Source organism: Ruegeria sp. AM9, from assembly GCF_056540565.1.
The window spans coordinates 165,198-191,531 of the sequence record NZ_JBQFWY010000007.1; the positions used below are offsets into that span (position 1 = coordinate 165,198).

24 protein-coding genes are annotated in these 26,334 nt (G+C 62.3%); 11 read left to right on the forward strand and 13 right to left on the reverse strand.

The features are described from left to right. Window positions 1–9 precede the first annotated feature (9 nt). Window positions 10–696 (forward strand): rhomboid family intramembrane serine protease, encoded by a 687-nt coding sequence (locus tag ACR0DO_RS13720; RefSeq protein ID WP_170446083.1) that lies wholly within the window; start codon window positions 10–12, stop codon window positions 694–696. Here ACR0DO_RS13720 and murJ read toward each other — a convergent pair whose 3' ends face one another. The 3 genes from murJ to ACR0DO_RS13735 are packed head-to-tail and all read right to left on the reverse strand — an operon-like array spanning window position 697 to window position 6,186. Then, window positions 697–2,238, reverse strand: coding sequence for a murein biosynthesis integral membrane protein MurJ (gene murJ / locus ACR0DO_RS13725; RefSeq protein ID WP_480559505.1), 1,542 nt, complete (start codon window positions 2,236–2,238; stop codon window positions 697–699). Further along, window positions 2,235–5,054 carry a [protein-PII] uridylyltransferase gene (locus tag ACR0DO_RS13730; protein WP_480559507.1) on the reverse strand — a complete coding sequence of 940 codons (2,820 nt, stop codon included), beginning with the start codon at window positions 5,052–5,054 and terminating at the stop codon, window positions 2,235–2,237. The genes murJ and ACR0DO_RS13730 overlap by 4 nt, the downstream gene beginning before the upstream one ends. After that, window positions 5,014–6,186 (reverse strand): penicillin-binding protein activator, encoded by a 1,173-nt coding sequence (locus ACR0DO_RS13735; protein WP_480559509.1) that lies wholly within the window; start codon window positions 6,184–6,186, stop codon window positions 5,014–5,016. The genes ACR0DO_RS13730 and ACR0DO_RS13735 overlap by 41 nt, the downstream gene beginning before the upstream one ends. A gap of 88 nt (window positions 6,187–6,274) precedes the next feature. Between ACR0DO_RS13735 and rsmI the strand changes: the two genes are divergently transcribed. The 3 genes from rsmI (at window position 6,275) to gshB (ending at window position 8,499) form a co-directional block, all read left to right on the forward strand. Next, window positions 6,275–7,132 carry a 16S rRNA (cytidine(1402)-2'-O)-methyltransferase gene (gene rsmI / locus ACR0DO_RS13740; RefSeq protein WP_480559511.1) on the forward strand — a complete coding sequence of 286 codons (858 nt, stop codon included), beginning with the start codon at window positions 6,275–6,277 and terminating at the stop codon, window positions 7,130–7,132. A gap of 1 nt (window position 7,133) precedes the next feature. Further along, a complete protein-coding gene (locus ACR0DO_RS13745) occupies window positions 7,134–7,505 on the forward strand; it encodes a YraN family protein (protein WP_480559513.1) in 372 nt (123 codons plus the stop codon). A gap of 61 nt (window positions 7,506–7,566) precedes the next feature. Next, window positions 7,567–8,499, forward strand: coding sequence for a glutathione synthase (gene gshB / locus ACR0DO_RS13750; protein ID WP_480559515.1), 933 nt, complete (start codon window positions 7,567–7,569; stop codon window positions 8,497–8,499). Here gshB and ACR0DO_RS13755 read toward each other — a convergent pair. The 4 genes from ACR0DO_RS13755 to cobU are packed head-to-tail and all read right to left on the reverse strand — an operon-like array spanning window position 8,496 to window position 12,092. Next, the gene (locus tag ACR0DO_RS13755; protein WP_480559517.1) at window positions 8,496–10,007 is read right to left on the reverse strand and encodes a YifB family Mg chelatase-like AAA ATPase; all 1,512 of its coding nucleotides are present in this window, start codon (window positions 10,005–10,007) and stop codon (window positions 8,496–8,498) included. The genes gshB and ACR0DO_RS13755 overlap by 4 nt on opposite strands. Window positions 10,008–10,052: 45 nt before the next feature. Then, window positions 10,053–10,937 (reverse strand): glutathione S-transferase N-terminal domain-containing protein, encoded by an 885-nt coding sequence (locus ACR0DO_RS13760; RefSeq protein WP_480559519.1) that lies wholly within the window; start codon window positions 10,935–10,937, stop codon window positions 10,053–10,055. A gap of 58 nt (window positions 10,938–10,995) precedes the next feature. Continuing rightward, window positions 10,996–11,574 carry a histidine phosphatase family protein gene (locus tag ACR0DO_RS13765; RefSeq protein WP_480559521.1) on the reverse strand — a complete coding sequence of 193 codons (579 nt, stop codon included), beginning with the start codon at window positions 11,572–11,574 and terminating at the stop codon, window positions 10,996–10,998. After that, window positions 11,571–12,092, reverse strand: a complete 522-nt coding sequence (gene cobU / locus ACR0DO_RS13770; protein WP_480559523.1) for a bifunctional adenosylcobinamide kinase/adenosylcobinamide-phosphate guanylyltransferase — start codon at window positions 12,090–12,092, stop codon at window positions 11,571–11,573. The genes ACR0DO_RS13765 and cobU overlap by 4 nt, the downstream gene beginning before the upstream one ends. A 100-nt stretch (window positions 12,093–12,192) precedes the next feature. On the opposite strand from cobU, the gene ACR0DO_RS13775 reads away from it, so the two are divergent. The 6 genes from ACR0DO_RS13775 to ACR0DO_RS13800 all read left to right on the forward strand — a co-directional run bounded on the left by ACR0DO_RS13775 (window position 12,193) and on the right by ACR0DO_RS13800 (window position 18,730). After that, a complete protein-coding gene (locus tag ACR0DO_RS13775; protein WP_170446050.1) occupies window positions 12,193–13,071 on the forward strand; it encodes an RNA polymerase factor sigma-32 in 879 nt (292 codons plus the stop codon). After that, on the forward strand, window positions 13,068–13,883 hold the full coding sequence (locus ACR0DO_RS13780) for a ChaN family lipoprotein (RefSeq protein WP_480559525.1): 816 nt from the start codon (window positions 13,068–13,070) through the stop codon (window positions 13,881–13,883). The genes ACR0DO_RS13775 and ACR0DO_RS13780 overlap by 4 nt, the downstream gene beginning before the upstream one ends. A gap of 63 nt (window positions 13,884–13,946) precedes the next feature. Then, entirely contained in the window at window positions 13,947–15,143 is a 1,197-nt protein-coding gene (gene coaBC, locus ACR0DO_RS13785) for a bifunctional phosphopantothenoylcysteine decarboxylase/phosphopantothenate--cysteine ligase CoaBC (protein ID WP_480559527.1), read from the forward strand. Between the two features lie 13 nt (window positions 15,144–15,156). Next, window positions 15,157–15,612, forward strand: a complete 456-nt coding sequence (dut, locus tag ACR0DO_RS13790) for a dUTP diphosphatase (protein ID WP_480559529.1) — start codon at window positions 15,157–15,159, stop codon at window positions 15,610–15,612. Then, the gene (locus ACR0DO_RS13795; RefSeq protein ID WP_480559531.1) at window positions 15,612–16,658 is read left to right on the forward strand and encodes a HesA/MoeB/ThiF family protein; all 1,047 of its coding nucleotides are present in this window, start codon (window positions 15,612–15,614) and stop codon (window positions 16,656–16,658) included. Before dut ends, ACR0DO_RS13795 begins: the two co-directional genes overlap by 1 nt. Window positions 16,659–16,714: 56 nt before the next feature. Then, window positions 16,715–18,730 (forward strand): M3 family metallopeptidase, encoded by a 2,016-nt coding sequence (locus ACR0DO_RS13800; protein WP_480559533.1) that lies wholly within the window; start codon window positions 16,715–16,717, stop codon window positions 18,728–18,730. Here the strand turns inward: ACR0DO_RS13800 and ACR0DO_RS13805 are convergent. From ACR0DO_RS13805 to ACR0DO_RS13830, 6 genes are read right to left on the reverse strand one after another with little or no spacing between them, the layout of a single operon-like run. Then, window positions 18,727–19,659: a 2-hydroxyacid dehydrogenase gene (locus ACR0DO_RS13805; RefSeq protein ID WP_480559535.1), complete on the reverse strand. Its 933-nt coding sequence runs from the start codon at window positions 19,657–19,659 to the stop codon at window positions 18,727–18,729. The two genes, ACR0DO_RS13800 and ACR0DO_RS13805, sit on opposite strands and share 4 nt — an antisense overlap. Window positions 19,660–19,674: 15 nt before the next feature. Next, window positions 19,675–20,814: a rod shape-determining protein RodA gene (gene rodA / locus ACR0DO_RS13810; RefSeq protein ID WP_480559537.1), complete on the reverse strand. Its 1,140-nt coding sequence runs from the start codon at window positions 20,812–20,814 to the stop codon at window positions 19,675–19,677. After that, window positions 20,811–22,760, reverse strand: coding sequence for a penicillin-binding protein 2 (gene mrdA / locus ACR0DO_RS13815; RefSeq protein ID WP_170673458.1), 1,950 nt, complete (start codon window positions 22,758–22,760; stop codon window positions 20,811–20,813). The genes rodA and mrdA overlap by 4 nt, the downstream gene beginning before the upstream one ends. Further along, window positions 22,757–23,293, reverse strand: coding sequence for a rod shape-determining protein MreD (locus tag ACR0DO_RS13820; RefSeq protein WP_480559539.1), 537 nt, complete (start codon window positions 23,291–23,293; stop codon window positions 22,757–22,759). The genes mrdA and ACR0DO_RS13820 overlap by 4 nt, the downstream gene beginning before the upstream one ends. Further along, complete coding sequence (gene mreC / locus ACR0DO_RS13825) at window positions 23,286–24,188, reverse strand: rod shape-determining protein MreC (protein ID WP_170673453.1); 903 nt, start codon at window positions 24,186–24,188, stop codon at window positions 23,286–23,288. The genes ACR0DO_RS13820 and mreC overlap by 8 nt, the downstream gene beginning before the upstream one ends. A gap of 58 nt (window positions 24,189–24,246) precedes the next feature. Beyond that, the gene (locus ACR0DO_RS13830; RefSeq protein ID WP_039523195.1) at window positions 24,247–25,293 is read right to left on the reverse strand and encodes a rod shape-determining protein; all 1,047 of its coding nucleotides are present in this window, start codon (window positions 25,291–25,293) and stop codon (window positions 24,247–24,249) included. A gap of 155 nt (window positions 25,294–25,448) precedes the next feature. Here ACR0DO_RS13830 and ACR0DO_RS13835 point away from each other — a divergent pair, with 155 nt between their 5' ends. Further along, a complete protein-coding gene (locus ACR0DO_RS13835) occupies window positions 25,449–26,240 on the forward strand; it encodes a 23S rRNA (adenine(2030)-N(6))-methyltransferase RlmJ (protein WP_480559541.1) in 792 nt (263 codons plus the stop codon). The last annotated feature ends 94 nt before the right edge of the window (window positions 26,241–26,334 follow it).

Genomic DNA, 26,334 nt, shown 5'->3' on the forward strand with positions numbered 1-26,334 from the left:
GCCAGCCCAATGAGCAGTGAGAATTATACACCCGCAGTGAACCCCCTGCCGCCGGTTGTGGTGGCGCTGGTGGTGTTCATCATGGGGGTGGAACTGGCCTTCACCCTGGGTACGCGTGGTCTGGTCGGCGGGCCGTCGGCGGTGGGCTGGCGGCTGGACGCGCTGCAAAGCTATTCCTTCTCGCCTGATATCTTCGACTGGATGGTGGAAAACGGGCGCTGGCCGTTTGAACATGTGATCCGGTTTGTGACCTACCCGTTCGTGTCCGGCAGCTTTACGCAGGCCATCTTTGTCTGCGTCTTCCTGCTGGCCATGGGCAAGATGGTGGCCGAGGTCTTTGGCGGGTTTCAGATGCTGGTGGTCTTTGTGCTGTCCGGCGTGGGCGGTGCGCTGGCCTATGCGCTGCTGCTGGACCCGAGCTATCCGCTGGTCGGAGGGTTCCCACCGGTCTACGGCCTGATCGGTGCGTTTACATGGCTGCTGTGGCGCAAACTGTCGCTGGTTGGTGAAAATCAACACCGTGCCTTTGGCCTGATCGCGGCGCTGATGGGCATCCAGCTGGTCTTTGGCCTGCTGTTTGGCGGCACCTCGGATTGGGTGGCCGATCTGGGCGGGTTTGCCACCGGGTTTGGTCTGTCCTTCTTTCTGGCGCCGGGCGGCTGGGCGCGGATCGTGCGGCGTATCCGCCGCGACTGATCACGACCGGCGCAGGGCCTTTCTGAACTCGGACACTTCGAACGCGCCGAACAGGTGGCCGAGGAAGAAATAAGACGCGGCCGCAACCTTGATCAGGAGGATCAGCGCCAGATAGCGCCAGCCGGGCAGGTCGAAGGTCCAGCCGAACAGGTGGATGGCGGCATACAGCACAACGCCCATCCCCAATGACGCCGCCACGATGCGCCACGCCCGGCGTTTGAACCGGTCATCAAACCGCGCCTCTTCGCCCATCCGGCGCGCACCTATGGCCAATAAGGCGACCATCGCCCAACCGGCGGCCGACGCCGCAATGGCAGGCGCGATCCACCCCACCAGCGGATAGAGGCCAAAGGCCAGACCGGCGTTTATGATCATGGCGACCACGGCATAGTGGAACGGGCTTCGCGTATCCTCGCGCGCGAAGAACAGCGGCTGCAACAGTTTCTGCAGCATGAAGGCGGGCAGGCCGATGCCATAGATGGCCACTGCCAGCGCCGTGGCGGCGGTGTCTTCTGCGCTGAATTGGCCACGCTCGAACAGGACCGAGACGATCGGGTTGGGCAGAACCACAAATGCCACGGTCGAGGGGATGGTCAGCAACAGCGTGAACTCTCCGGCGCGGGAAAAGGCGTTGCGGGCGCCGTCCTTGTCCCCGGAGCGCAGCCGTCGCGACAGGTCGGGCAGCAGAACGATGCCGACAGCAATGCCTACGACGCCCAGGGGCAATTGATACAGCCGATCCGCCGCAAACAGCCAGCTCACGGCCTTTTCGGTTTTCGAGGCCACCAGCTGACCCACGACCAGATTGACCTGTGTGACGCCCATGGCGAGTGCCGCCGGAACAGCGATGCGGACCATGCGGCGCATCTCGGGGCTGAGTTTCGGCAGGCCGAGTCTGATGCGGATGCCAGCCCGTTCGGTGGCGATCCAGACCAGCGCCAGTTGCGCAATGCCCGCCAGCGGGATGATGGTGATCAGCCATCGGATCACCTCGCCGCCCATCGCGGCCCCGGTGATCAAGGCCGTACACGCAAAAATATTCAGCAACACGGGCGCAGCGGCGGCAGCGGCAAAGCGTCCGGTGGCGTTCAGAACGCCCGAAAACAACGCCGCTAGCGACATGAACAGGATGTAGGGGAAGACAACATAGCCATAATCGACCGCCAGATCGAACCGTTCGTCGCCATAGAACCCTTCGGCGGTGATCCAGACCAAAGCGGGCATGAACACCATCGCCAGCCCAACCAGCGCCAGAACGGCCACAGCCAGCAGGTTGAAAGCGTCCTGCGCAAAGCCCTCGGCGTTTTCATCCCCTTCCAGCCGTTTCGAGAACATCGGCACAAAGGCGGCGTTGAACGCGCCTTCGGCAAAGAAGCGGCGGAACATGTTGGGCAGACGGAAGGCGGCGACAAAGGCATCCATCACCGGCCCCGGCCCGATATAGGCGGTTAGCAGGATTTCTCGCAGGAAGCCCAGAATACGGCTGGCCAGAGTCCAGAACCCTACCGTGAACAGGCCTGAAAACAGCCGGATCTGCTTCATGAGGCCGCGCGCTCGGCGCCTTCGGTGATGGCCTTGCGCAGCTTGCCTTCAAGCGTGCGCTGCTTGCTTTCCGAATGGTATTTCAGCCCGAACATGTCCTTGACGTAGAACGTGTCCACCACCTGCTCGCCATAGGTCGCGATCACTGCGTTGGCGATATAGACATTGGCCGCGGCCAGCGTGCGCGTCAGATCATACAGCAGACCGGGGCGGTCTCGGGTATCGACCTCGATAATAGTATAAATCTCGGACCCGTCATTGTCGAAGGTGATATGGGTGGGCACGTTGAAGGCACGCTCGCGCTTCTTGATCTTGTCGCGTGATTTCAGCGCCTCGCGGGCGACGACCTCACCTTTCAGCGTCTTGTGGATCATCTGGGTCAGGCGCGGCAGGCGGCTGGCCTCGAACGGGTGGCCTTCGGCATCCTGAATCCAGAATGCGTCGGTCACGTAACCGTCCTTGGTGGTATAACTGCGCGCATCCACAACGTTCGCCCCGACAAGGGCCAGAGCCCCCGCGATCCGCGCGAAAATCCCTGGGTGGTCGCCCATCGCGAAACAGGCGCGGGTGGCGTCGCGGTCTTCGTCGGGATGCAGGCGAATTTCCATCTCGCCGGGATCACCGCTGTGTTCCAGCGTCCGCAGCATTTCGGCAAATTCCACATGGGTCGACAGGTTCAGACCCTGCCAATAGGGTGGATAATGCCGCCCGGTCTCGGATTTGAGGTCGGCTTTGGACCAATCGGCCAGTTCTGCCCGCAACGCTTTTTTCGCCTCGGTGCCGCGATTGGCGCGGTTGAGGTCCTCCATCCCGGTTTCAAGCGCGCGCTTGGTTTCCGCGTGCAGGGCCCGCAGCAGAGTGGCCTTCCAGTTGTTCCATGTATTTGGGCCGACGCCGCGGATATCGCAGACCGTCATTACGGTCAGCAGGTCCAGCCGCTTGACCGTCTTCACCGCCTTGGCGAAATCGCGCACCGTGCGCGGGTCCGAGATGTCGCGTTTCTGCGCCATGTCCGACATCAGCAGGTGATACCGCACCAGCCATTCCACGGTTTCGGAATCCTTTTTGCTCAAACCCAGACGCGGGGCGATTTTGCGCGCCATCTGCGCACCCAGGATCGAGTGATCTTCAGGCCGCCCCTTGGCAATGTCATGGATCAGCAGGGCCACATACAGAACCTTGCGATTGACGCCCTCTTTCAGGATCGACGAGGCCAGAGGCAGCGATTCCACCAGTTCTCCGCGTTCGATCTGGTTCAGGTTGACGATACACTGGATGGTGTGCTCATCGACCGTATAGCTGTGATACATGTTGAACTGCATCATCGCCACGATGTGCTCGAACTCGGGCAGGAAGGCCGACAGGACACCCAGTTCGTTCATCCGGCGCAGGGCGCGTTCAGGGTTGCCGTGTTTCAGCATCAGATCAAGGAAGATGCGCTGCGCCTCCTTGTTTTCGCGCATATCCTCGTCGATCAGATTCAGATTGGCGCTGACCAAACGCATCGCGTCCGGGTGGATCAGCATGCCCGTCCGCAGCCCCTCGTCAAACAGGCGCAGCAGGTTCAGCTTGTCGGCCAGAAACGTTTCGGGGTCAGCCACATCCAGACGGCCATGCACGACGGCATAGCCCGATTTGACACGGGGGCGGCGGCGAAAAATCCGCTCGAGCAGCGCCGCACCCTTCATATGGGTCGCTTCCAGCTTGGTCAGGAAGATCCGCGTCAGCTCTCCCACCCGTGTAGCTTCGCGGAAATAGCGCTGCATGAAGACTTCGACGCCACGGCGGCCGGCCCGATCCTCGTAGCCCATGCGGGCAGCGACCTCGACCTGCATGTCAAAGGTCAGCTGTTCCGTGGCGCGCCCGGTGACCAGATGCAGGTGCGACCGCACCGCCCAGAGGAAATCTTCGGCCTTCACGAAGGTCTCGAACTCATCCGGTGTGAACAGGCCAAGCGGCACCAGTTCGGCCACATCCTGAACGCCATAGATGTATTTCGCGATCCAATAGAGCGATTGCAGATCGCGCAGCCCGCCCTTGCCCTCTTTGACATTGGGCTCGACCATATAGCGCTGGCCCTGCTTCAGGTGGCGCTCGTCGCGTTCCTGTAGCTTGGCTTCGATGAATTGCCGCTCGGTGCCCTTGAACAGGTCGGATTTCAGACGGGTGTCCAGTTCTGTTCCAAGGTCCTTTTCCCCTGCCAGATACCGCTGTTCCAGCATGGCGGTGCGGATGGTGAAATCCTCGGTGCCCAGCCGCAGGCAATCCTTGATGGTGCGCGAGGAATGACCGACCTTCAGCCGCAAGTCCCACAGGATATACAGCATGGATTCGATCACGCTCTCGGCCCAGGCGGTGATCTTGTACGGCGTCAGGAACAGCAGATCGACGTCAGAAGCCGGGGCCATCTCACCCCGCCCATAGCCGCCCACGGCCATCACCGCGATCTTTTCACCCTGTGTCGGCGTGGCCAGAGGGTGCAGTACTTCGCTGGAGACGTGCATCGCCGTGCAGACCAAACCGTCGGTCAGGTAGGTATAGGAATGGGTCAGCGGCCGTGCGTCAAAGGGGCGTTTGGCAAAGGCATCGGCAATGGCCTGACGCCCGGCTTTCTGGGCGTCCCGCAGAATGCGCACGGTTTCGTTCCGCCGCGCACCATTGTCCGAGGTCTTGTCAAACGCTTCCGACAACTGTGCCATCACGGCGGCGCTGTCGAATATGTCATCGGCCGGGCAGATCAACTCACCCTTTGGGATGAGCGTCAGCACCGATTGATCAGAAACCGGCGCCGGTGAAGCTTTGTGGGGCAGGGTCAATCACTACTACCTGTTTATTCTGGATCGTGGCGACTGCCAGACCGCGTTCATTCGTACCGTTCGGACGCAGGCGGAAGATGCCGCCGACGCCTTGGAAACCGGCGTTCTGTGTCAGCGCCGAGGCGGTCAGCGCGTTGGATTTGCCCTGGCTGACCAGAGCGGCGATGGCCGCGATACCGTCATAGGCCAAGCCGCTGATCGGGTGCGGGGCTTCACCATAGGTGTTGTTGTACCGCTGGCGATAGGCTTGCGCCTTGGATGGATCAGGCAGCGCGAACCAGCCGCCTTGTACACCCGGCAGATCAAGTGTTTGCGGCGGGATATCCCAGCGTGTGAGGCCGATATACTGCGTATTTGCGGTGGAAACGCCCGCTTCGGGCAGCAACTGAGTGAAAAGCGGCAACGCTCCGGCCGTGGTGGCGGTCAGGAACAGCGAATCTGCGCCCGACGCGTCCGCGGCTGCCTTGACGGACGGGACCGCGTTGATGACCCCTTGCTGCGATCGGTCATAGCCGACCGAACCGGCATTGTTCACGCGGCTGTTGGCAAGTGCATTGGCAATGGCGCTCTGGCCCAGTTGGCCCGCAGCGTCGTTGCTGTGGACGATGACCATATTGTTCTTGCCCTGCGACCCGGCAAAACCGACCAGCCGATTGGCCGTATTGTCAAATGTCGGACCCAGCACAAACACATTTCCGCCGGCGATGCTTGTGTTGTTCGAGAAGGACAGAACATTCACATTGTTATTCAGTACGGCCAGACCAGCGGAATTTGCCGCTTGTGCATAGACTGGCCCCAGAATGATCTTGGCCCCGTCGGCAACCGCGCGCTGCGCAACCTCGGCGGCCGCGTTGGAACTGCCGCGCGTGTCATAGACCCGCAGATCAATCTTGACGTTCTGCAGGTCCGACATCGCCAGACGGGCCGCGTTTTCAAGGCTGCGCGCCAGTGCGGCATCGCCTGACTGCCCCGATCCGGCGGGTACCAGCAGGGCGACAGGGACAGGTTCGGATGTGTTGATCGACGGCCCGCCGCCAATGGTGCTGACATCACAGGCGGCCAGAAAGGCGGCGGTTGCCAGTACGGCGGCGGTGCGCGCCAGCTTGCGAACGGGCTTGCAAACGGTAAACATCTGAATGAAAACTCCCTGTCCCGGCGGCTTGGGGTGCCACCATTCTATTGAGCCGCGATAATAAACGTCACGCTGTGAGGGTCCAGCTTTGAATTTCCAAAAAGTCAGATTGGGCGCCGGCCTGTATTTTGTTGCCACTCCGATTGGTACGGCACGCGACATCACGCTCAGGGCGCTGGATGTGCTGGCCTCTGCCGACGTGATTGCTGCCGAAGATACTCGCAGCCTGCGCCGGTTGATGGAGATTCACGGCGTCCCGCTCGAGGGGCGGCGCATTCTGGCCTATCACGACCACAGCGGCGCAGGTGCACGCGGCAAGATTCTGGACGCGCTTGGCGAAGGGAAATCCGTCGCCTACGCGTCCGAGGCCGGAATGCCGCTGATCGCCGATCCCGGCTATGATCTGGGGCGGCAGGCCGCTGAGGCCGGGCATGTGGTGACCTGCGCGCCCGGACCGTCGGCGGCCCTGATGGCGCTGACCTTGGCGGGTTTGCCGACGGATGCGTTCTTTTTTGCCGGGTTCCTGCCAAATGCCTCCGGTGCCCGCCGATCGCGGATCGAGGCGCTGCGCGATGTGCCCGGAACGCTGGTATTTTACGAATCGCCGAAACGCGTCGCGGCCTGTCTGTCGGACTTGGCCGAGGTGTTAGGCGAAAACCGTTCAGCTGCGATGTGCCGCGAATTGACCAAAAAGTTCGAAGAGGTCCGGCGCGGATCTTTGGGCGAACTTGCGGCAGGCCTGCAAGGGCAGACGGTCAAAGGTGAGATCGTCCTGTTGGTGGATCGCGGGCATTCGGAAACTGTTAACGAATCCGACGTAGAAGAGGCATTGAAGAGGGCCTTGGAGACCCACTCGGTCCGGGACGCGGCGGATTTGGTGTCGGAAATGTATAAACTGCCGCGTCGTCCGATCTATCAGAAAGCCCTGAAACTGGGAAAGGGGTGACATGACCGCGCGATCCGTCCGAAGTTCGGTTTCCTATCACGCCGGGCAGGCGGCGGAGCAGCAGGTGGCATCCGAATACGAACGGCGTGGCTTCTCAATCGCGCATCGCCGCTGGCGCGGAGCCGGGGGTGAGATCGATCTGATCGCCCGCAACGCAGACGGCGTCGTTTTCATCGAGGTCAAGAAAAGCACCAGTTTCGAGACGGCCGCAGCCCGGATCAGCCGCCGCCAGATGGACCGGATTTACGCCTCTGCCGCGCAGTTTCTGGAAACCGAACCCGGCGGGCAACTGACGAATACCCGGTTTGATGCGGCCCTGGTGGACGCCTCGGGGGCTGTTCAAATCATCGAAAACGCCTTTGGTCAGGCCTGATCCCCATTGAACCCATGGCCCCGCTGGGCCATGTATCGGGCGTGAAACTGAGGGACACGCCATGAAAATTGCCTTTCAGATGGACCCGATCGGGGCCGTGGATATCAATGCAGACAGCTCCTTCCGTCTGGCCGAAGAGGCACAGGCGCGCGGGCATACGCTGTTTTTCTACGGGCCCGACCAACTGGCGTATCAAGAGGGTCGGATCACCGCGCGCGGGCATGACATGACAGTCCAGCGCATAGCGGGCAATCCGGCCGAGTTGGGACCGGAACGCGAGGTTGATCTGGCCGAGTTCGACGTGATCTGGCTGCGTCAGGACCCGCCGTTCGACATGCACTATATTACGTCGACCCACCTGCTGGACCGTCTGAAAGGGCAGGCGCTGGTGGTCAACGATCCGTTCTGGGTGCGCAATTACCCGGAAAAACTACTGGTTCTGGATTTCCCCGACCTGACGCCTCCGACAACGGTTGCGCGTGATTTGCAAACCATCAAGGCGTTCAAGGAAAAACACGGCGACGTCATCCTGAAACCGCTGTATGGCAATGGCGGTGCAGGCGTGTTCCGGCTGGATGCGAATGACCGCAACCTGACCTCTCTGCACGAGCTGTTCACCGGTTTCTCGCGCGAACCGCTGATCGTTCAGAAATTCCTGCCCGATGTCAGCAACGGCGACAAACGGGTGATCCTCGTGGATGGAGAGCCGGTTGGCGCGATCAACCGGGTGCCGGCAAAGGGTGAGACTCGCTCGAACATGCATGTGGGCGGCCGCCCCGAAAAGATCGGCCTGTCCGAGCGGGATCTTGAGATCTGTGCTGCGATTGGGCCTCTGCTTAAGGAAAAAGGCCAGATTTTTGTCGGCATCGACGTGATCGGCGACTATCTGACCGAGATCAACGTGACCTCGCCCACCGGTATTCAAGAGCTTGAGCGATTCAACGGCGTGAACATCGCCGAAAAGATCTGGCAGGCGATCGAGGCCAAGCTTTAGGACGCGACCTTGGCGCTGATGCGAAAGCTCAGCGCCTCGGCCACATGGGGGCGGCGGACATCTGCTGCGCCCTCAAGGTCGGCAATCGTTCGCGCCACGCGCAGAATGCGGTGAAAGGCGCGGGCTGACAGGCCGAACCGCTCGGCGGCTTTCAACAGCAACGCCTTGCCCTCGGCGTCCGGAGCCGCGATTTCTTCCAACATCGTGCCTTCGACATCGGCGTTTTGCCGGGTCGATGTGCCCGCGAAACGGTCCGCCTGTATGGCCCGGGCCGCTTCGACGCGGGCCGCAACCGTGGCCGAGCTGTCGCCCGAGGGGGGCAGATCAAGGTCCGTGAAGCCCACCGGGGGGACCTCGATCCGCAGATCGAAGCGATCCATCAGAGGGCCGGAAATCCGCCCCAGATAATCCTCGCCGCACACAGGCGCGCGCGAGCAGGCACGGGCCGGGTCGGTCAGGTATCCGCATTTGCACGGATTGGCTGCGGCCACCAGCATGAACCGGCAGGGGTATTTCACATGGGCGTTGGCGCGGGCGACCATGACCTCGCCGGTTTCGATCGGCTGGCGCAGGGTTTCCAGCACGGTGCGCGGGAATTCCGGAAACTCGTCCATGAACAGAACGCCGTTATGGGCCAGCGAAATCTCACCCGGCTTGGCGCCCTTGCCGCCCCCGACTATCGCCGCCATCGAGGCCGTGTGGTGCGGTTCGCGAAACGGGCGGCTGCGGCTGATGCCGCCTTCGTCCAGCAATCCGCACAGGGATTGGATCATTGAGGTTTCCAGTGCCTCGATCGGGGTCAGCGGCGGCAGGATTCCGGGCAGGCGCGCTGCCAGCATGGATTTGCCCGACCCCGGCGTGCCGATCATGATCAGGTGGTGCCGCCCCGCGGCAGCGATTTCCAACGCGCGTTTGGCCCGTTCCTGTCCTTTCACATCACGCAGATCGCGAGCGCTGGGCGCCAAACTCACCTCGCCGGGCTGCGCAGCGGGCAATGGCGACTGGCCCGAGAAATGGCGCACCACGTCCCCCAGTGAACCCGCGCCGATCACCTGTGTGGCATCGACCCACGCGGCCTCGGCGCTGGAGGCGCGGGGGCAGAGCAGCGTGCGATCCTCGGCGGCTGCGGTCATGGCGGCCGGCAGGGCACCGACGACCGGCACCAAGGATCCGTCCAACGACAGCTCGCCCAATGAAACCGCCCCTTCGGCGGCATCGGGGGGAATGATCTCGAGCGCTGACAGCAACGCCACCGCGATGGGCAGGTCGAAATGGCTGCCCTCTTTCGGCAGATCGGCGGGTGACAGGTTGATGGTGATCCGTTTCGACGGCAGTGCGATGGCCATCGAGCTTAGCGCGCTGCGGACGCGGTCGCGGGCCTCGGACACGGCCTTGTCGGGCAGGCCGACGATGGAAAAGGCGGGCAGACCCGGCGAGACGGCGCATTGCACCTCGACCGGGCGGGCATCGACCCCTTGGAAAGCGACGGTATGAGAACGGGCGACCATGAACGACCTTTTTGGTTAACAGATCGTTGCTGCCATGATCCCGGTTTAAGAATCGTTAACGGTATCCGTCATTGCGATGAATTTTGGCCATGCCGCCGGGTCTGCGACGGTTTTGTCACGGCAGAACCGGTTGCAAAAGCCCCAACGTTGCCCGTTCAGCTCCAGAAAATGAGAGACCGGTTTGCCGGAATAGGGGCAAGTGGCGTTGACCGAGGGGCCGTCTTCGACAGGGCGTGCGTCAAAAGGCCCGCCGATTGGCCACGGCTGCGATGGCAGGTCCAGCGCATAGGGAAAGGGATCATACGTCTCGGTCAGCCCCATTGCGCGCCATTGCCGGACGGGCGTGTCTGCCAGCAGGTCCAGACAATAGGCGCGGTTGGCGCCGGAAACCGGCAATCCATACCCGATGATCCGCGCGGCAACCGGCGTGTAAAACACGTCCGCCAGTGAATAATCGCCGAACAGCGGGCCGGTTTCTGCACCGGATACAGCGCGCGCATGGGCCCAGAGCGTTTCGATCCGGTTCAGATCGGCCAACGTCTCGGTTGAAGGGGCAAATCCCTGCCAGCAGTGTTTCAGCTGCATCGGGCATTCCCCGCGCAAGGCGGTGAATCCGGCAACCATCTCGGCGCAGAGCCACCGGGCAGTGGCGCGGGCAGCGGGATCTGCGGGCCACAACCCGGCCTCGGGGTGGCGTTCGACCAGGGTTTCGGCCATGGCGAGGCTTTCGCCGACGACCGTTCCGTCCGGCAGGCGCAGGGCGGGCACGAGGCGGGCCGGGGCAAGGGCTTCCATATCCTCTGCCATGGTGCCGGAATAAAGGCCGATCATGTGGTTTCGATAGGGCAGGCCGAACTTTTCCAGCATCAGCCAGCCGCGCATGGACCAACTGGAAAACAGGCGGTCTCCGATAAACAAATCATAGGTCATGCCGTAACGATGGCGTGGTAGAACCGGTCCGTAAATCAGTGATTTGTGCGGGGTATGATCACGGCAGGTGATTGATCTGCCCCACCGACCAGCGGTTGCCATGGTGGCTGATGTCGGTGACCGAGAGATTGTCGATCCGATGGCTGAACGTCTTTTGCGCGTCGAGGTCGAGGGCACGCTGGACCTGCGTCAGGATCACGCCGAAATGGGCAACAATGATCAGATCGCGCCCGGTATGGTCGGCGATCAGGCGGTCAATAATGGTATCAACGCGGCTGCGTACCTCGTTCCAGCTCTCGCCCTTGGGCGGGCGAACATCGCCGGGGTTGTCCCAATAAGCAAAGGCCAGTTCGGGGTCTTCCGCCTCAATGTCTTTGAACCCGCGCAGCTCCCACGTGCCGAAGTGAATCTCACGCAGATCGCGGTGATGCGGCAGGCGCTGGCGCGCGCCTTGAATGGCCGAGGCAGTATCTGCGGCACGAGACAGGTCGGATGAGATCACCAGAGCCTCGGCCGGAAGGTGATCGTGCAGCCGCGTGATGGCCGCCCGATCGCTGAGGTCGGCGGGAATGTCGGACCAGCCGACCATGGTTTTTGCATGGGTCGGTCCGTGGCGCACAAGGTGCAGGCGGGTCACGGCAACTGCCCTTTCAGAACCAGCGGTAGACCTGCGGTGACCTGCACCGCCAGATCGGCCTGCGCCGCCAAGGCGATATTCAGCCGCCCCTGCGCCTCGCGGAACCGGCGGGACAGGGCGTTGTCGGGCACGATGCCGTGGCCGACCTCGTTCGAGACGATGACAACCGGCGCGCGGCAGGATTTCAGCGCCTGCAACAGCGCGGATTGCACCTGTTCCAGATCGTTCTCGACCAGCAAGTGGTTGGTCAGCCACATTGTTGCGCAGTCGATCAGGCAGATTTGGTCGGGTGTCAGGTCAGCCAGCGCGAGTCCCAGATTAAAGGGGGCCTCGACAGTCGCCCAACCCTCGCCGCGCTGGGCGATGTGGCGTTGGACCTTGTCGCGCATCTCGTCATCAAACACTTGTGATGTGGCAAGGTAAACCCGATGTTTTCCTGATAAAACAACAAGTTGTTCGGCAAATGCCGACTTGCCGGATGCCGCGCCGCCCAACACAAAGGTTAAATCCGGATACACTATTATTACCTTCCATGTGATCCACCCGGTTTTGTTCTGCGTATCGACCCTAGGTCGGCAAGGCAAGTCCGGCCCGCGCCTGTGAAAAGGGGAGATTTCCATGGCACTGGACAATGCGAACGATTTTTCGATGTCCCGGCAAGCGATGAAAGCCGAACTGCTGGACGCGGAGACCGAACTGAAACTGGCCTATGCCTGGCGTGATGAGCGTGATGAAAAGGCTCTGCACCGGTTGATCACCGCCTATATGCGGCTGGCGATTTCGATGGCGGCCAAGTTCAAACGCTATGGCGCGCCGATGAATGATCTGATCCAGGAGGCGGGTCTTGGCCTGATGAAGGCCGCCGACAAGTTCGACCCCGACCGCGGCGTGCGGTTTTCGACTTATGCGGTCTGGTGGATCAAGGCCAGCATTCAGGACTACGTGATGCGCAACTGGTCGATGGTGCGGACCGGATCGACCTCGTCCCAGAAATCCCTGTTTTTCAATATGCGCAGGGTGCAGGCGCGCCTTGAACGCGAAGCCGCGACCGAGGGGATGGACTTGGACCGCCACCAGTTGCACCAGATGATCGCCGCCGAGATCGGCGTGCCTCTGCGCGATGTCGAGATGATGGAAGGCCGGTTGTCTGGCTCTGATTTCTCGCTGAACGCGGTGCAGTCGGCCGATGAAGATGGGCGCGAGTGGATTGACGCGCTGGAAGATGAGCGTGCGCAGGCCGCCGAGATGGTCGAGAACAACCATGACACCAAACAGCTCCGCGAGTGGCTGGTGATGGCCATGCAGGCGCTGAATGATCGCGAAAGGTTCATTGTGCGCGAACGCAAGCTGCGCGAACCGGCCCGAACGCTGGAAAGTCTGGGTCAAGAGCTTGGCCTGTCCAAAGAACGCGTACGTCAGCTTGAGGCGGCGGCTTTCGTGAAAATGCGCAAGAACCTTGAAGCGCAATCGCGCGAGGTGCAACACTTCATCGCATGAGACAGCTTGCGATTCTGCTTTGTGCACTTGTGGTTATGGCCCGCTCAGGCCATGCCGACGAACTGATACCCGATGATGTCCTGTCCGCGATGATGTCGGCGGACGTGGTCATTCTGGGCGAGGTTCATGACAACCCTCAGCACCATGTCATTCAGGCCGAGGCGTTGAGGGCCGTAAAGCCCTCGGCCGTTGTCTGGGAAATGGTGACTGAAGAAGGCGCGCAGCGTCTTGCGGACAAGGCGGTGTCCGACCCCGAGGAACTTGCACGCATTCTGGAATGGATCGAATCCGGTTGGCCGCCGCTCAGCATGTATTATCCGGTGTTTCAGGCCTCGGATGCGCCGGTCTATGGCGCCATGGTGCCGCGCGCGGCCGCCCGTGCCGCGATGGAACGGGGTGCGGCCACGGCCCTGGGGGCAGATGCGGCGCGGTATGGCCTGACCGTTCCGTTACCGGCTGACGAACAGGCCGCGCGCGAGGCAGATCAACTGGCCGCCCATTGCAATGCGATCCCGGAAAGCGCTTTGCCGCAACTGGTCGCCATACAGCGCCTGCGCGACGCGGTGCTGACCCGCGCGATCCTGCGCGCCACCGATGAAACCGGCGGACCGGTTGCGGTGATCACCGGCAATGGCCACGCGCGCAAGGATCGGGGCATTCCGACCTTTCTGACTCGGATGCGGCCCGGGTTGAAGGTGTTTGTACTGGGCCAGTCCGAGGACGGCTTGGTAAACGGGGAATTCGACGCGGTGATCGACAGTCCTATCGTTGAGCGCGAAGACCCATGCCTGGCCTTTGAAACACAGAATTAACCGCTGGAACTGTCCGGCCTGCTTGCCTAATGTCGGGGCCGACCGGGACGGGAAGGGCTTAATATGCTGGCATCGAAACGCATTCTGCTGATCATCGGCGGTGGGATCGCGGCGTACAAGTCGCTGGACCTGATCCGGCGTTTGCGGGAACGCGGTGCATCTGTGACACCCGTACTGACCCGCGCGGCAGAGGAATTCGTGACGCCCCTGTCAGTGTCTGCGTTGGCCGGAGAGAAGGTCTATCGCGACCTGTTCGACCTGACGGATGAGGCCGAGATGGGGCATATTCAGCTGTCCCGGTCGGCTGATCTGATCGTTGTGGCCCCGGCGACTGCCGATCTGATGGGCAAGATGGCCGGGGGGCTGGCCAATGACCTGGCCTCGACCCTGCTGATGGCGACCGATACGCCGGTTCTGTGTGCCCCCGCGATGAATGTGCGGATGTGGGATCATCCCGCCACACAGCGCAATCTTGCACAGTTGCAGGCGGATGGTGTTCGTTTTGTCGGCCCGAACGAGGGCGACATGGCCTGCGGCGAATACGGCCCCGGACGCATGTCTGAACCGCTGGAGATCGTCGCGGCGATTGAGGCGGAACTGGGGAGTGGTCCGCTGAACGGCAAACGCGTGGTTGTGACGTCGGGGCCGACGCATGAACCGATCGACCCGGTCCGTTATATCGCCAACCGCTCATCCGGGGCGCAGGGCGCGGCGGTGGCGCGGGCGCTGGCCGCGCTGGGGGCCGAGGTGGTGTTTGTCACTGGCCCGGCAGATGTGGCACCGCCCGACGGGATGCAGGTCGTGCCGGTTGAAACCGCCCAGCAGATGTCCGACGCGGTGGATGCGGCGCTGCCTGTTGATGCGGGTGTGTTTGCGGCGGCGGTTGCCGACTGGCGCGTGGCCAGTGCCTCGGACAAGAAGCTGAAGAAAAGCCGCGACGGATTGCCCGTGCTGGCATTCGCCGAAAACCCCGACATCCTGAAGCGTGTCTCGCATATGAACAAAGGCCGTCCCACGCTGGTCGTGGGGTTTGCGGCCGAGACGGATAACGTGATCGAACACGCCACCGCCAAACGGGGGCGGAAGGGCTGTGACTGGATCGTGGCCAATGATGTCAGCCCGGCGACGGGGATCATGGGCGGGTCCGAGAATGCGGTCATCCTGATTTCGGACGACGGCGCCGAGGAATGGCCGCGCATGGGCAAGGATGAAGTGGCCAAGCGTCTGGCGCGCAAGATCGCCGAAGCGCTGAGCAGCTGAAAAAGGAGCAGTGATGGTTGCTATTCGTGTGATCCGAGAGGAAGGATCCGATCCGTCGGTGCCTCTGCCGTCCTACGAAACCTCCGGGGCGGCCGGGGCGGATGTGCGGGCGAACCTGCCGGACGGGGCCTCAATCACGCTAAAGCCGGGTCAACGCGCGCTGGTGCCCACCGGGCTGCGTATCGAGATCCCGCAAGGGTTCGAGGTGCAGGTGCGCCCCCGCTCGGGGCTGGCGCTGAAACACGGCATCACCCTGCCCAATACCCCCGGCACGATCGACAGTGACTATCGCGGCCCGCTGGGCGTGATCGTCCTGAATGCCGGGCAAGAGGCGTTCGAGGTCACCCATGGCGAACGCATTGCCCAATTGGTCGTCGCCCCCGTGGTACAGGCCGCGTTCGAGCCGGTGGAGGTGCTCAGCGACACGGCCCGCGGCGCGGGTGGGTTCGGCTCGACCGGACGCGGCTGATGCTGCTGGTCCTGATCCTGGCTGCGGGTCTGTGGGGCATCGGCTATCTGGCCGGAGTGTCCCGGGCTGCGCGCATGACCTCGGTCGGGGTTCTGCTGCTGGGCGTGATTACGGCTCAGTTGGTTCTGCCGGATGGTCATCCGTTGCGTCAGGCGACTGGCGGCTCTGCGGCGCTGTGGTTGATCTTGGGTGGCGTGGCCATTCTGGTTCTGGTTTACGGGAGGGTGCTGAAAGCGCTGCGAAACCGCGCAGCCCCTGCCGCAGCCAAGGAGCCCGCTATGCCATCCGACCAATTCACTGAAACCGAACTGGAACGTTATGCCCGCCACATCGTTTTGCGTGAGCTGGGCGGGCCGGGTCAGAAGAAAATGAAAAAGGCCCGCGTGCTGGTCATCGGCGCAGGCGGGCTGGGTGCGCCTGCCCTGCAATATCTGGCGGCGGCTGGTGTCGGCACAATCGGTGTGATCGACGATGATGAGGTCGAGAACGCCAACCTGCAACGGCAGGTGATCCACCGCGATGCCGATATCGGAATGCCCAAGGTGTTCTCGGCGCAGCAGGCGATGGAGGCGCAGAATCCCAATGTCACCGTGCTGCCCTATCACCGCCGCCTGACCGAAGAGATTGCCCATGATCTGTTTGCCGATTTCGATCTGATCCTCGACGGCACCGACAATTTCGACACCCGCTATCTGGCCAATCGCACGGCGGTTGCGTTGGGCAAACCGCTGATCTCGGGCGCCCTGTCGCAATGGGAAGGACAGCTCAGCGTCTTTGACCCCGCCAGCGATGCACCCTGCTATCAATGTATTTTCCCTGAAGCCCCAGCCCCCGGTTTGGCCCCTTCCTGTTCCGAGGCGGGGGTGATCGGTCCGTTGCCCGGTGTGGTCGGTTCAATGATGGCGGTTGAGGCGATCAAGGTGATCACCGGGGCCGGGCAGGCCCTGCGGGGCGAAATGCTGATCTATGACGCGCTTTATGGCGAAAGCCGCAAGATCACCCTGTCACGCCGTCCCGATTGTCCGATTTGTGGCGCTGGGGCGTAACCCGCTCTGGATCATCCGGCCTGCCGTTCCTAACTTTGTGGTCAAAGGAGACTTCTATGACCAATCCGATCCTGTCCGACTGGACCACGCCGTTTGAAATCGCACCCTTCGCGGATATTGCGGATGATGATTTCGCCCCCGCGCTGGATCTGGCGATGCAGGCCCATAACGCGCAGATCGATGCGATTGCGGGCAACCCGGACGCGCCCACCTTTGCCAACACGGTCGAGGTGCTTGAGGCTGCGGGCGAGGAGATGGACAAGGTTCTGTCGGTGTTCTTTACCGTCGCCGGGGCCGACAGCAACCCGGCGCGCGAAGCCTTGCAGCGGGACTTCTCGCCCAAGCTCGCGGCGCATTTCTCGGGGATTTCCTCGAACAAGGCTTTGTTTCAGCGCGTAGCCGATCTGTGGGCGCGCATGGCTGCTCTGGACCTGACCGACGAGCAGGCGCGGGTTCTGATGCTGACCCATCGGGGGTTCGTACGCGCCGGTGCGGCCCTGACCGGGGATGATGACGCCCGGATGCAAGAGATCAAGGCGCGGCTGGCCTCGTTGGGGACGTCCTTCACCCAAAACCTGCTGGCGGATGAGCGCGACTGGCTCATGGACCTGTCCGAGGATGATCTGGAAGATCTGCCGGGTTTCGTGGTGGATGCCGCTCGTGCTGCGGGGCAGGAAAAGGGAGCGGATGGTCCGGTGGTGACCCTGTCCCGGTCTCTGATCGTGCCGTTCCTGCAATTCTCGCCCCGCCGGGACCTGCGGGAAACGGCCTATCGCGCCTGGACCGCGCGCGGTGCCAATGGCGGAGAGACCGACAACCGCGAGATTGCTGCGGAAATCCTGCAATTGCGTGAGGAACGGGCCAAGCTGCTGGGCTATGACAGTTTCGCGGCCTACAAGCTGGAAACTGAAATGGCCCGCACGCCGGACAAGGTCCGAGACCTGCTGATGCAGGTGTGGGAGCCGGCCAAGACCCGCGCTGATGCGGACGCCGAAATCCTGACGCAGATGATGCAGGAAGACGGCGTCAACGGCCCTCTGGCCGCGTGGGATTGGCGCTACTACGCCGAGAAACACCGCAAGGCCGAACATGATCTGGATGAGGCGGCACTCAAGCCATACCTGCAACTGGACCGCATGATCGAGGCGTCCTTTGCCTGTGCCAATCGCCTGTTCGGGCTGGAATTCGCACCGCTGGACGTACCGCTCTATCACCCCGATTGCCGGGCATGGGAGGTGACGCGCAACGGCCAACATATCGCGGTGTTCATCGGTGACTACTTTGCGCGCGGGTCGAAACGCTCGGGCGCGTGGTGCAGTGCGATGCGGTCGCAGGCCAAGTTTCCCAAGGTGCAGGCGCCGATCGTGATCAATGTCTGCAACTTTGCCAAGGGCGACCCGGCGCTGCTGTCCTATGACGACGCGCGGACGCTGTTCCACGAATTCGGCCACGCGCTGCACCAGATGCTGTCAAATGTGACCTATGAAAGCATCTCGGGCACGTCGGTCGCGCGGGATTTCGTCGAATTGCCCAGCCAGCTTTACGAACACTGGCTGGAGGTGCCCGAGGTTCTGGCCGAGTTCGCCACCCATGCCGAAACCGGCGAGGCGATGCCGCAGGAGATGCTGGAGAAAGTGCTCAGGGCCGCCAATTTCGATCAGGGATTCCAGACAGTGGAATACGTCGCCTCGGCACTTGTCGATCTGGCGTTCCACGATGGCGCAGCCCCAGCCGATCCGATGGCGAAACAGGCCGAGGTGCTGGCCGGGATCGGTATGCCGCGGGCCATCGGGATGCGCCACGCCACGCCTCATTTTGCGCATGTGTTTGCGGGCGACGGCTATAGCTCGGGCTATTACAGCTATATGTGGTCCGAAGTGATGGACGCAGATGCCTTTGCTGCCTTTGAAGAGGCGGGCGGGGCCTTTGATCCCGAACGCGCCAAGGCACTGGAGGAGAATATTTTGTCCACCGGCGGCTCGCGCGAGGCCGAAGACCTGTATCTGGCTTTCCGGGGTCGTTTGCCGGGGGTTGAGGCCTTGCTGAAGGGCCGGGGGCTGATCGCCGCCTAATACCCCAGATCGCGGTCAACGAGGTGCAGGAAGGGTTCGCCTTTCTCGCCTCGACGGATGTTTTCGCAGATCACATGGGCTGCTGTGGCAGGGCGGGTTTCCGATGCGATATGTGGTGTCACCGTCACGTGCGGATGCGCCCAGTAGGGATGCTGTTCGGGCAAAGGCTCGACCCGGAACACATCCAGCGTCGCGTGGCCGATTTGACCCGAGTTCAACGCAGCCAGCAACGCATCGTCATCAATAAGCGGCCCCCGGCCCGGGTTGATGATCCGCGCGCCTTTGGGCAGCATAGCCAAGGTTTCGGCGTTCAGGATGTTCACAGTGGCGGGCGTGTCCGGCAACAGCAGAACCACGATCTCTGCTTGGGACAGTGCGTCGCGCAGCCCATCGTCGCCATGCAGGCATGTAACGCCGGGGATGTCCTTGGCGGAACGGCTCCAGCCGGTGACGTTGAAGTTCAACGCAACCAGGGCACGGGCGGCGGCCTCGCCCAAGGCGCCAAGACCCAGAATGCAAACCTGACGCTCGGTGGCCAAAGGCGGGGCGTCTGGGGCCCATCCCCCGTCCTGAACGGTGATGTGCTGATCCATCCCGAGGTGATAGCGCAGCACATGGCCGACCACCCACTCGGTCATTCCCTGCGTCAGCCCGTGATCCACCATCCGCGCCAGCGGGACGGTCAGGGTCTCGTTACCCGCGATCTTCTCGACCCCGGCCCACAGGCTGAGTACGGCCTTCAACCTTGTGAACGCGGTGAAATCCAGCAGCCCTCCGTTCGGGGCATAGACGACATAGTCGACCTGATCCGGGGCGAACTCGGCACTGAGGCGAAAATCCAACCCGGCCTCGGTCAGGCCCTTGGTCAGCAACGGTTCATACACGGGCCACAAGGCCGGGCGCGCGGAAAACAGGACGTTCACGGGCATATTGGGCCTTTCGGATCAGCGGGGGCGGTGGATATGGGCGCTTTGGACGATGCCGAAGGCCGCCATCAGAACCAGCATGGCCGAGCCGCCATAGCTGACCATCGGCAGCGGCACGCCCACAACCGGGGCCAGGCCCATCACCATCGACATATTGACGGCAAAGAACAGAAAGAAGTTCAGCGCGATGCCCAGCGTCACCAGCGACGAGAATCTGTCCTTGGTCGACAGCGCAGTGACCAGGCAGAACACCAGGATCAGGCCATAAAGGGTCAACAGGGTGATGCCGCCGACAAAACCGAATTCCTCGGCCAGTGTGGTGAAGATGAAGTCGGTGTGTTTTTCGGGCAGGAAGTTCAGCCGCGATTGCGTACCCTGCATGAACCCGCGCCCGTTCCAGCCGCCGGACCCCAGCGCGATCTTGGACTGGGTGATGTGATATCCCGCGCCCAACGGATCGGTCGAAGGATCAAGGAAGGTGTCGATGCGGCGGAACTGGTAATCCTTGAGCAATTGCCACTCGGTTCCGCGGCTGTTGAACACCGTGGCAATCAGGCCGACCACGGCGGCGATGACGGCGGCGAAATAAGCCCAGTGGACACCGGCCAGAAACATCAGGCCACCACCTGCCGCCAACAGCAGGATCGACGTGCCAAGGTCGGGCTGTTTCAAGACAAAGAACGTGGGGATCAGGATCAGGACAACGGGGATCAGCACCCAAAGCGGGCGCGATGTTTTATGAGATGGCAACCAGTCGTAGTAGGACGCCAGGACCATGACGAGCGCGACCTTCATGACTTCGGAGGGCTGGAGTCGCATGAAACCAAGGTCGATCCAACGTTGTGCACCCATGCCGACCGTTCCGAAAAACTCCACAAACACCAGCAGGGCGATTGATAGGACATAGGCCAGCACCGACATGTTGCGCCAGAACCAGATCGGCACCAGCGCGATGATGAACATCACCGCAAGGCCCAGCCCGAACCGTTCCATCTGCGGCTCGGCCCACGGAGACCACGATCCGCCGGCCACCGAATACAGCATCAGGAACCCGGCGCTGGCCACGCTGATCAACAGCAGGGTCAGCGGCCAGTTCATATACAGGAACTTGCGGAACCCCGAGGGTGTGGATTTGACGGCATACTCAAGATAGCTCATGCGCGGTCCTTTTCGGTCGGACGCGCTTTGGGGCGGCGGTCGCCCTCCAGCCGTTTTTGCTGTTCCTTGATGCGGTCGCGGTCGGCGACCGGATAAGCCTCGAGCGGGGGGGTGCCGTTATAAAGCGCCTGCAGCATGATATCGCGGGCCACCGGGGCAGCGGCTTTGGAACCGCCTCCGCCATGTTCGACCACCACGGCCACGGCGTATTTCGGGTTGTCATAGGGCGCAAAGCTGACGAACAGCGCGTGGTCGCGGCGTTCCCACGGTAGGTCCTCGTTACGGATCACGCCAGCGGCGCGTTCGGCCTTGGTGATGTTGCGCACCTGGCTGGTGCCGGTCTTTCCGGCCATGCGGAACTCATCGGCGATGATGCGGCTGCGATAGGCGGTGCCGCGCCGGTTGTTCGAGACCGTGAACATCGCATGGCGCACCTGGTCCAGATTGGCGCGGTTCACCGGCAGAGGCTCACCCGCGCCCGAGGGTTGTTCGATTCCATTCACCGAGCGTACCAGACGCGGTTTCACGGCCCGCCCCGTGGCGATACGCGCCGTCATCACCGCCAGTTGCAGCGGCGAGGCCAGCATGAAGCCCTGACCGATCGAAGCATTTGCGGTATCGCCGACCAGCCAGTCCTGCCCGTGCACGCGCTGTTTCCACTCCTGGTTCGGTGCCAGCCCGGCGGCCACGGCGGACATTGGAATGTCGTGCTTGACCCCAAGCCCGAAGATGCGCGCCATGTCCGAGATCTTGTCGATCCCCACCCGCAGAGCCACGTCATAGTAATACACGTCGCAGCTGCGCTTTAGCGAGGTTTCCAGATCGACCATGCCATGCCCGCCGCGCTTCCAGCAGTGGAAGCGGCGGCTGCCGACTTTCAGGTGGCCGGGGCAATAGACGGTGTTCGAGGGGCCGACCACTCCGGCCTCAAGCGCGGCCATGGCGGTGATCATCTTGAATGTTGAGCCCGGCGGATATGTACCCTGTACGGTCTTGTTCGCCAGTGGGCGGTAGTTGTCATTCGTCAGCGCCCGGTAATCAGCGACCGAGATACCGCGTACGAACAGGTTAGGGTCGAAACTGGGGGCCGAGCTGATGGCGCGGATATCACCGGTCTCGCAGTCGATCACGACGGCGGCGGCGCTTTCACCGGCCAGCCGGGCCTGCGCGTATTGTTGCAGGTCGGCATCGACCGAAAGTTGCAGGTCGGCCCCGGCAGTGCCTTCCTGCCGGTCCAGTTCACGCATCACACGGCCGGTGGCGTTGACCTCGACCCGCTTGGCCCCGGCCTTGCCACGCAGGCTGATTTCCTGCTTGGCTTCCAGCCCGACCTTGCCGATCTGGAACCGGGGGATGCGCAGAACGGGTTCGGGGTCTTCAATCTGGCTGAGGTCGTAATCGCTGACCGGGCCGACATAGCCGACTACATGGGCGAAGTCCTCGTATCGCGGGTATTGCCGGGTCTGTCCCACTTCGGGGATCACGCCGGGCAGGGCCGGGGCGTTGACGGCGACCTTCGAGATATCTTCCCACGTGACCTGATCGGCCAGAGTGACCGGCAGGAACGGGGCCGAGCGGCGCATTTCGGTCTTGGCCCGCGCGATCTCATCCTCGGTCAGGGGGATCAATTTGGACAGTTTGGCGATCACCTCATCCACGTCGCCCGCATCCTCGCGCACCATGACGATCCGGTAAGAGGGCGAGTTCTGGCCGATGATCTCTCCGTTCCGGTCATAGATCCGGCCACGGGTCGGCGGGATCAGACGGATGTTGATCCGGTTTTCCTCGGCCAGCAGGCGGTATTCATCGGCCTGCTCGACCTGCATGAAGCGCATCCGCGCGGCCAGCCCGCCGATGAAGGCGGCCTGCAGCCCACCCAGAATCAACGCTCTGCGGGGCAGGCGCTTATAGGCAAGACCACGGGCTTTGGGTTTGCGCTGTTTCATACGCGCGCTCCCAATGCGCCGGTTTCGGCCGAGGATTTACGCCGCACTCCGAACCCGTTCTGGCTGAGCAGAACGATCACAGGGTATATTGCAATTGTCAGAACCACCTGGATCACCACGGGCCCCAAAGCTGCCTGTTGCACCGACAGAATAGCAAGAATGACGCGGTTCAGCATAAAAACAGTTGTGATCACCACGGCGACGGTGGACCACTCGCCGACAAAGCCCGAATCCCGCAATCCAAACGCAGCCGAACGCAGGTAAGCGGCGCCCAGAACCACCAATGCCGCCAGCAGGCCGGGCGGGCGTTGCAGCAACAGGTCGGCCATCAGCATGACGAGGGCGACCAGCAAGGTCGGCACATACTCGGGCCGCCGCAGCACCCAGGCAAAGGTCAGGGCGATCAGCAGGTCCGGAAACGGCCAGCGGTTTGGTTTTGTATCCAGCGGCAGAAGGTGCAGGAACAGGATCAGTGCGGCCAGAAACAGGTACAGGCCCCGCTTGGACCAGAGCTGCGAGGTTTGGCTATCCATCACCAACCTCCGCTGGAGGCAGCGCGGCTTCGGGCTGGGTGGGGCCAACGATGCGGCCCGGGTCCCGAATGGTGGGGGCGGACTGGTACCGCAGCACACGCAGGAATTCGAGCCGTTCGAAATCCGCTGACAGGCGAACGCGCAGGCGGCCTCCGGGATCGGCGGTGATCTGGCCGATCAGCAACCCGGCCGGGAATACGCCGCCATCGCCCGAGGTCACGACACGGTCGCCGGGGCGGACCAGTTCGCGGTTCTCCAGAAACTCGACGGCGGGGGCCGGGGTGTTGTCGCCGGTGATCAGCGCGGTCTGGCCCGAGGGTTGAATAGTCGCCGGGATCGCACTGGAGGCGTCGGTCATCAGGATCACCCGGGCCGTGTCTGGTCCCACGCCCGAGATGCGCCCAACCACACCGATCCCGTCCATCGTGGCCCAGCCATCGGTGATGCCGTCCCGCTCGCCCACGTTCAACAGCACAGACTGCCGGAAGGGCGAGCCGCTGTCGGCCATCACAACCCCGGTAATATAGGTCAGACGCGGATCGAGGCGTACATTGTTGAGGTCCAGCAGCCGGGCGTTTTCCTGTTCCAGCTGCAAAGCGGCCTCTTTCCAGGCGCGCATCAGGCGCAGCTCGCTGCGCAATTCCTGGTTCTGTTCGCTCAGGCGCTGATAACTTTGGAAATCACGGGCCAGATTGACTACGGCGGTGACTGGAACCATGGCCCAATCCATCGACGGCACAACCCGGTCGACGACCTGAGCGCGGAACCGTTCCACACGCGGGCTGTCGATACGCCAGACCAGAAAGATGGCCAGCAGGCACAGCACTACGATCCCCAGCAGCAGGCGGCGCAAGGGGGTGGTGTATTCGTCGCGCTGTGATCGGTCTTTTGCCACAGGTTACCTTCCCGTGCTGCTCGTGCCGAGTTTACCCTATCTGCAAAGGGTGCGCGCCTTAGCTTTCGTAGTCAATCGCGTGGCGCAGTTGTTTTTCGTATTCCAGCGCCTTGCCGGTGCCCAAAGCCACACAATTCAGGCTTTCATCGGCAATCGACACGGCCAGGCCGGTCTGTTCGCGCAGGGCCAGATCCAGATCGCCCAGCAGCGCTCCGCCGCCGGTCAGCATCACACCCCGGTCCACGATATCCGCAGCCAGATCGGGCGGCGTGGTCTCCAGCGCGGTCATCACCGCCTCGCAAATCTGCTGGACGGGCTCCGAAAGGGCCTCGGCCACCTGCGCCTGGCTGATTTCGATTTCTTTAGGGACACCGTTCAGCAGGTCGCGGCCGCGGATATGCATCGACTGGCCACGGCCATCGTCAGGCATACGCGCGGTGCCGATGGTGGTCTTGATGCGTTCAGCGGTCGATTCACCCACCAGCAGGTTCTGCTGACGGCGCAGGTACGAGATGATAGCCTCATCCATGCGGTCTCCACCCACGCGGACCGAGCGGGCATAGACGATGTCGCCCAGCGACAGGACCGCAACTTCGGTGGTGCCGCCGCCGATGTCGACGACCATGTTCCCGGTCGGATCGGTGATTGGCATCCCTGCGCCAATGGCCGCGGCGATCGGTTCGGCGATCAGGCCTGCGCGACGCGCACCAGCGGACAGAACCGATTGGCGGATAGCACGTTTTTCAACGGGTGTCGCGCCGTGGGGGACGCAGACGATGATTTTGGGCTTCGAGAAGGTCGAGCGTTTATGCACCTTGCGGATGAAGTGCTTGATCATCTCTTCGGCGGTGTCGAAATCAGCAATCACACCTTCGCGCATCGGTCGGATCGCCTCGATCGAACCGGGGGTCCGGCCCAGCATCAGCTTGGCGTCCTCGCCCACCGCCAGCACTTTTTTCACACCATCCTTGACGTGATAGGCCACCACCGAGGGTTCAGACAGGATCACACCGCGCCCTTTGACATATACCAGCGTGTTTGCTGTCCCAAGGTCGATAGCCATGTCCGCTGTGAACAGGCCGCCCAGATTGCCAAAGATGCCCATATTTCCCCTGATCCCGTTTGTCAGAATTTCCACTGCCCGCGACTCGACGGTTCCGGGACGGATGCCTTATAGGGTGCCAGCACGCCCGGTAAAAGGGCTGATTCCGCGACAATCAGCACCTTTCCGCCTTATTGAGAGGGACTTTAGAAGGCAACATGCTCTCTTATCAACACATTTACCACGCCGGGAATCTGGCTGATGTGCAAAAGCACGCTTTATTGGCAATTGTGCTGGAGTATCTGACTCGTAAAGACAAACCGCTGACCTATCTGGAAACCCACTCGGGCCGGGGTTTGTACAAGCTCGACGCGGCAGAGGCGGTGCGCACGGGAGAGGCCGAGGCCGGCATCCGGCGAGTCCAGCAGGCCAATTGGTTTGACGCAGATCATCCGCTGGAACGGGCGATCCGTGCAGTTCAGCACAGGCATGGAACCGAAGCCTATCCCGGCTCACCACTGATCGCCGCCAATTTGCTGAGAGATCAGGACAGCCTGCATTTTGCCGAGCTGCACCCGCAGGAACATTCCGCTCTGGCCATGGCAATGTCGCCCTACGGGGCCAAGGTGTACCGCCAGGATGGATATGAGCTGGCGCAGTCTCTGCTGCCCCCGATGCCACGGCGCGGTGTGATGCTGATCGACCCGAGCTATGAGGTGAAGTCGGAATATGATCGGCTGCCCGGAGTAATCGGCAAATTGCATCGTAAATGGAACGTAGGTGTGATTGCGCTGTGGTATCCGATCCTGACGGATGATCGCCATGCTGCGATGATCTCTGCTCTGAATTCTCAGAACCTGCCGAAGACCCTGTGTCACGAAGTCAGGTTCGCCCCCGTGAGGGAAGGGCATCGCATGGTGGGGTCGGGTATGTTCATCATCAACGCGCCCTATGGGCTTGAGGATGAAACGGCCCGCCTGACAACGCTGTTCGCAGAGCTCAAACCGTAGTCTGCAAAAAAGGCGGAAGGCTCCTGCCTCGCTTGCCCGCATCAAAGATGCAGCCAACCGAGTTGGGCCCGGCAGCGCGCCTGTGGCGCGCTGC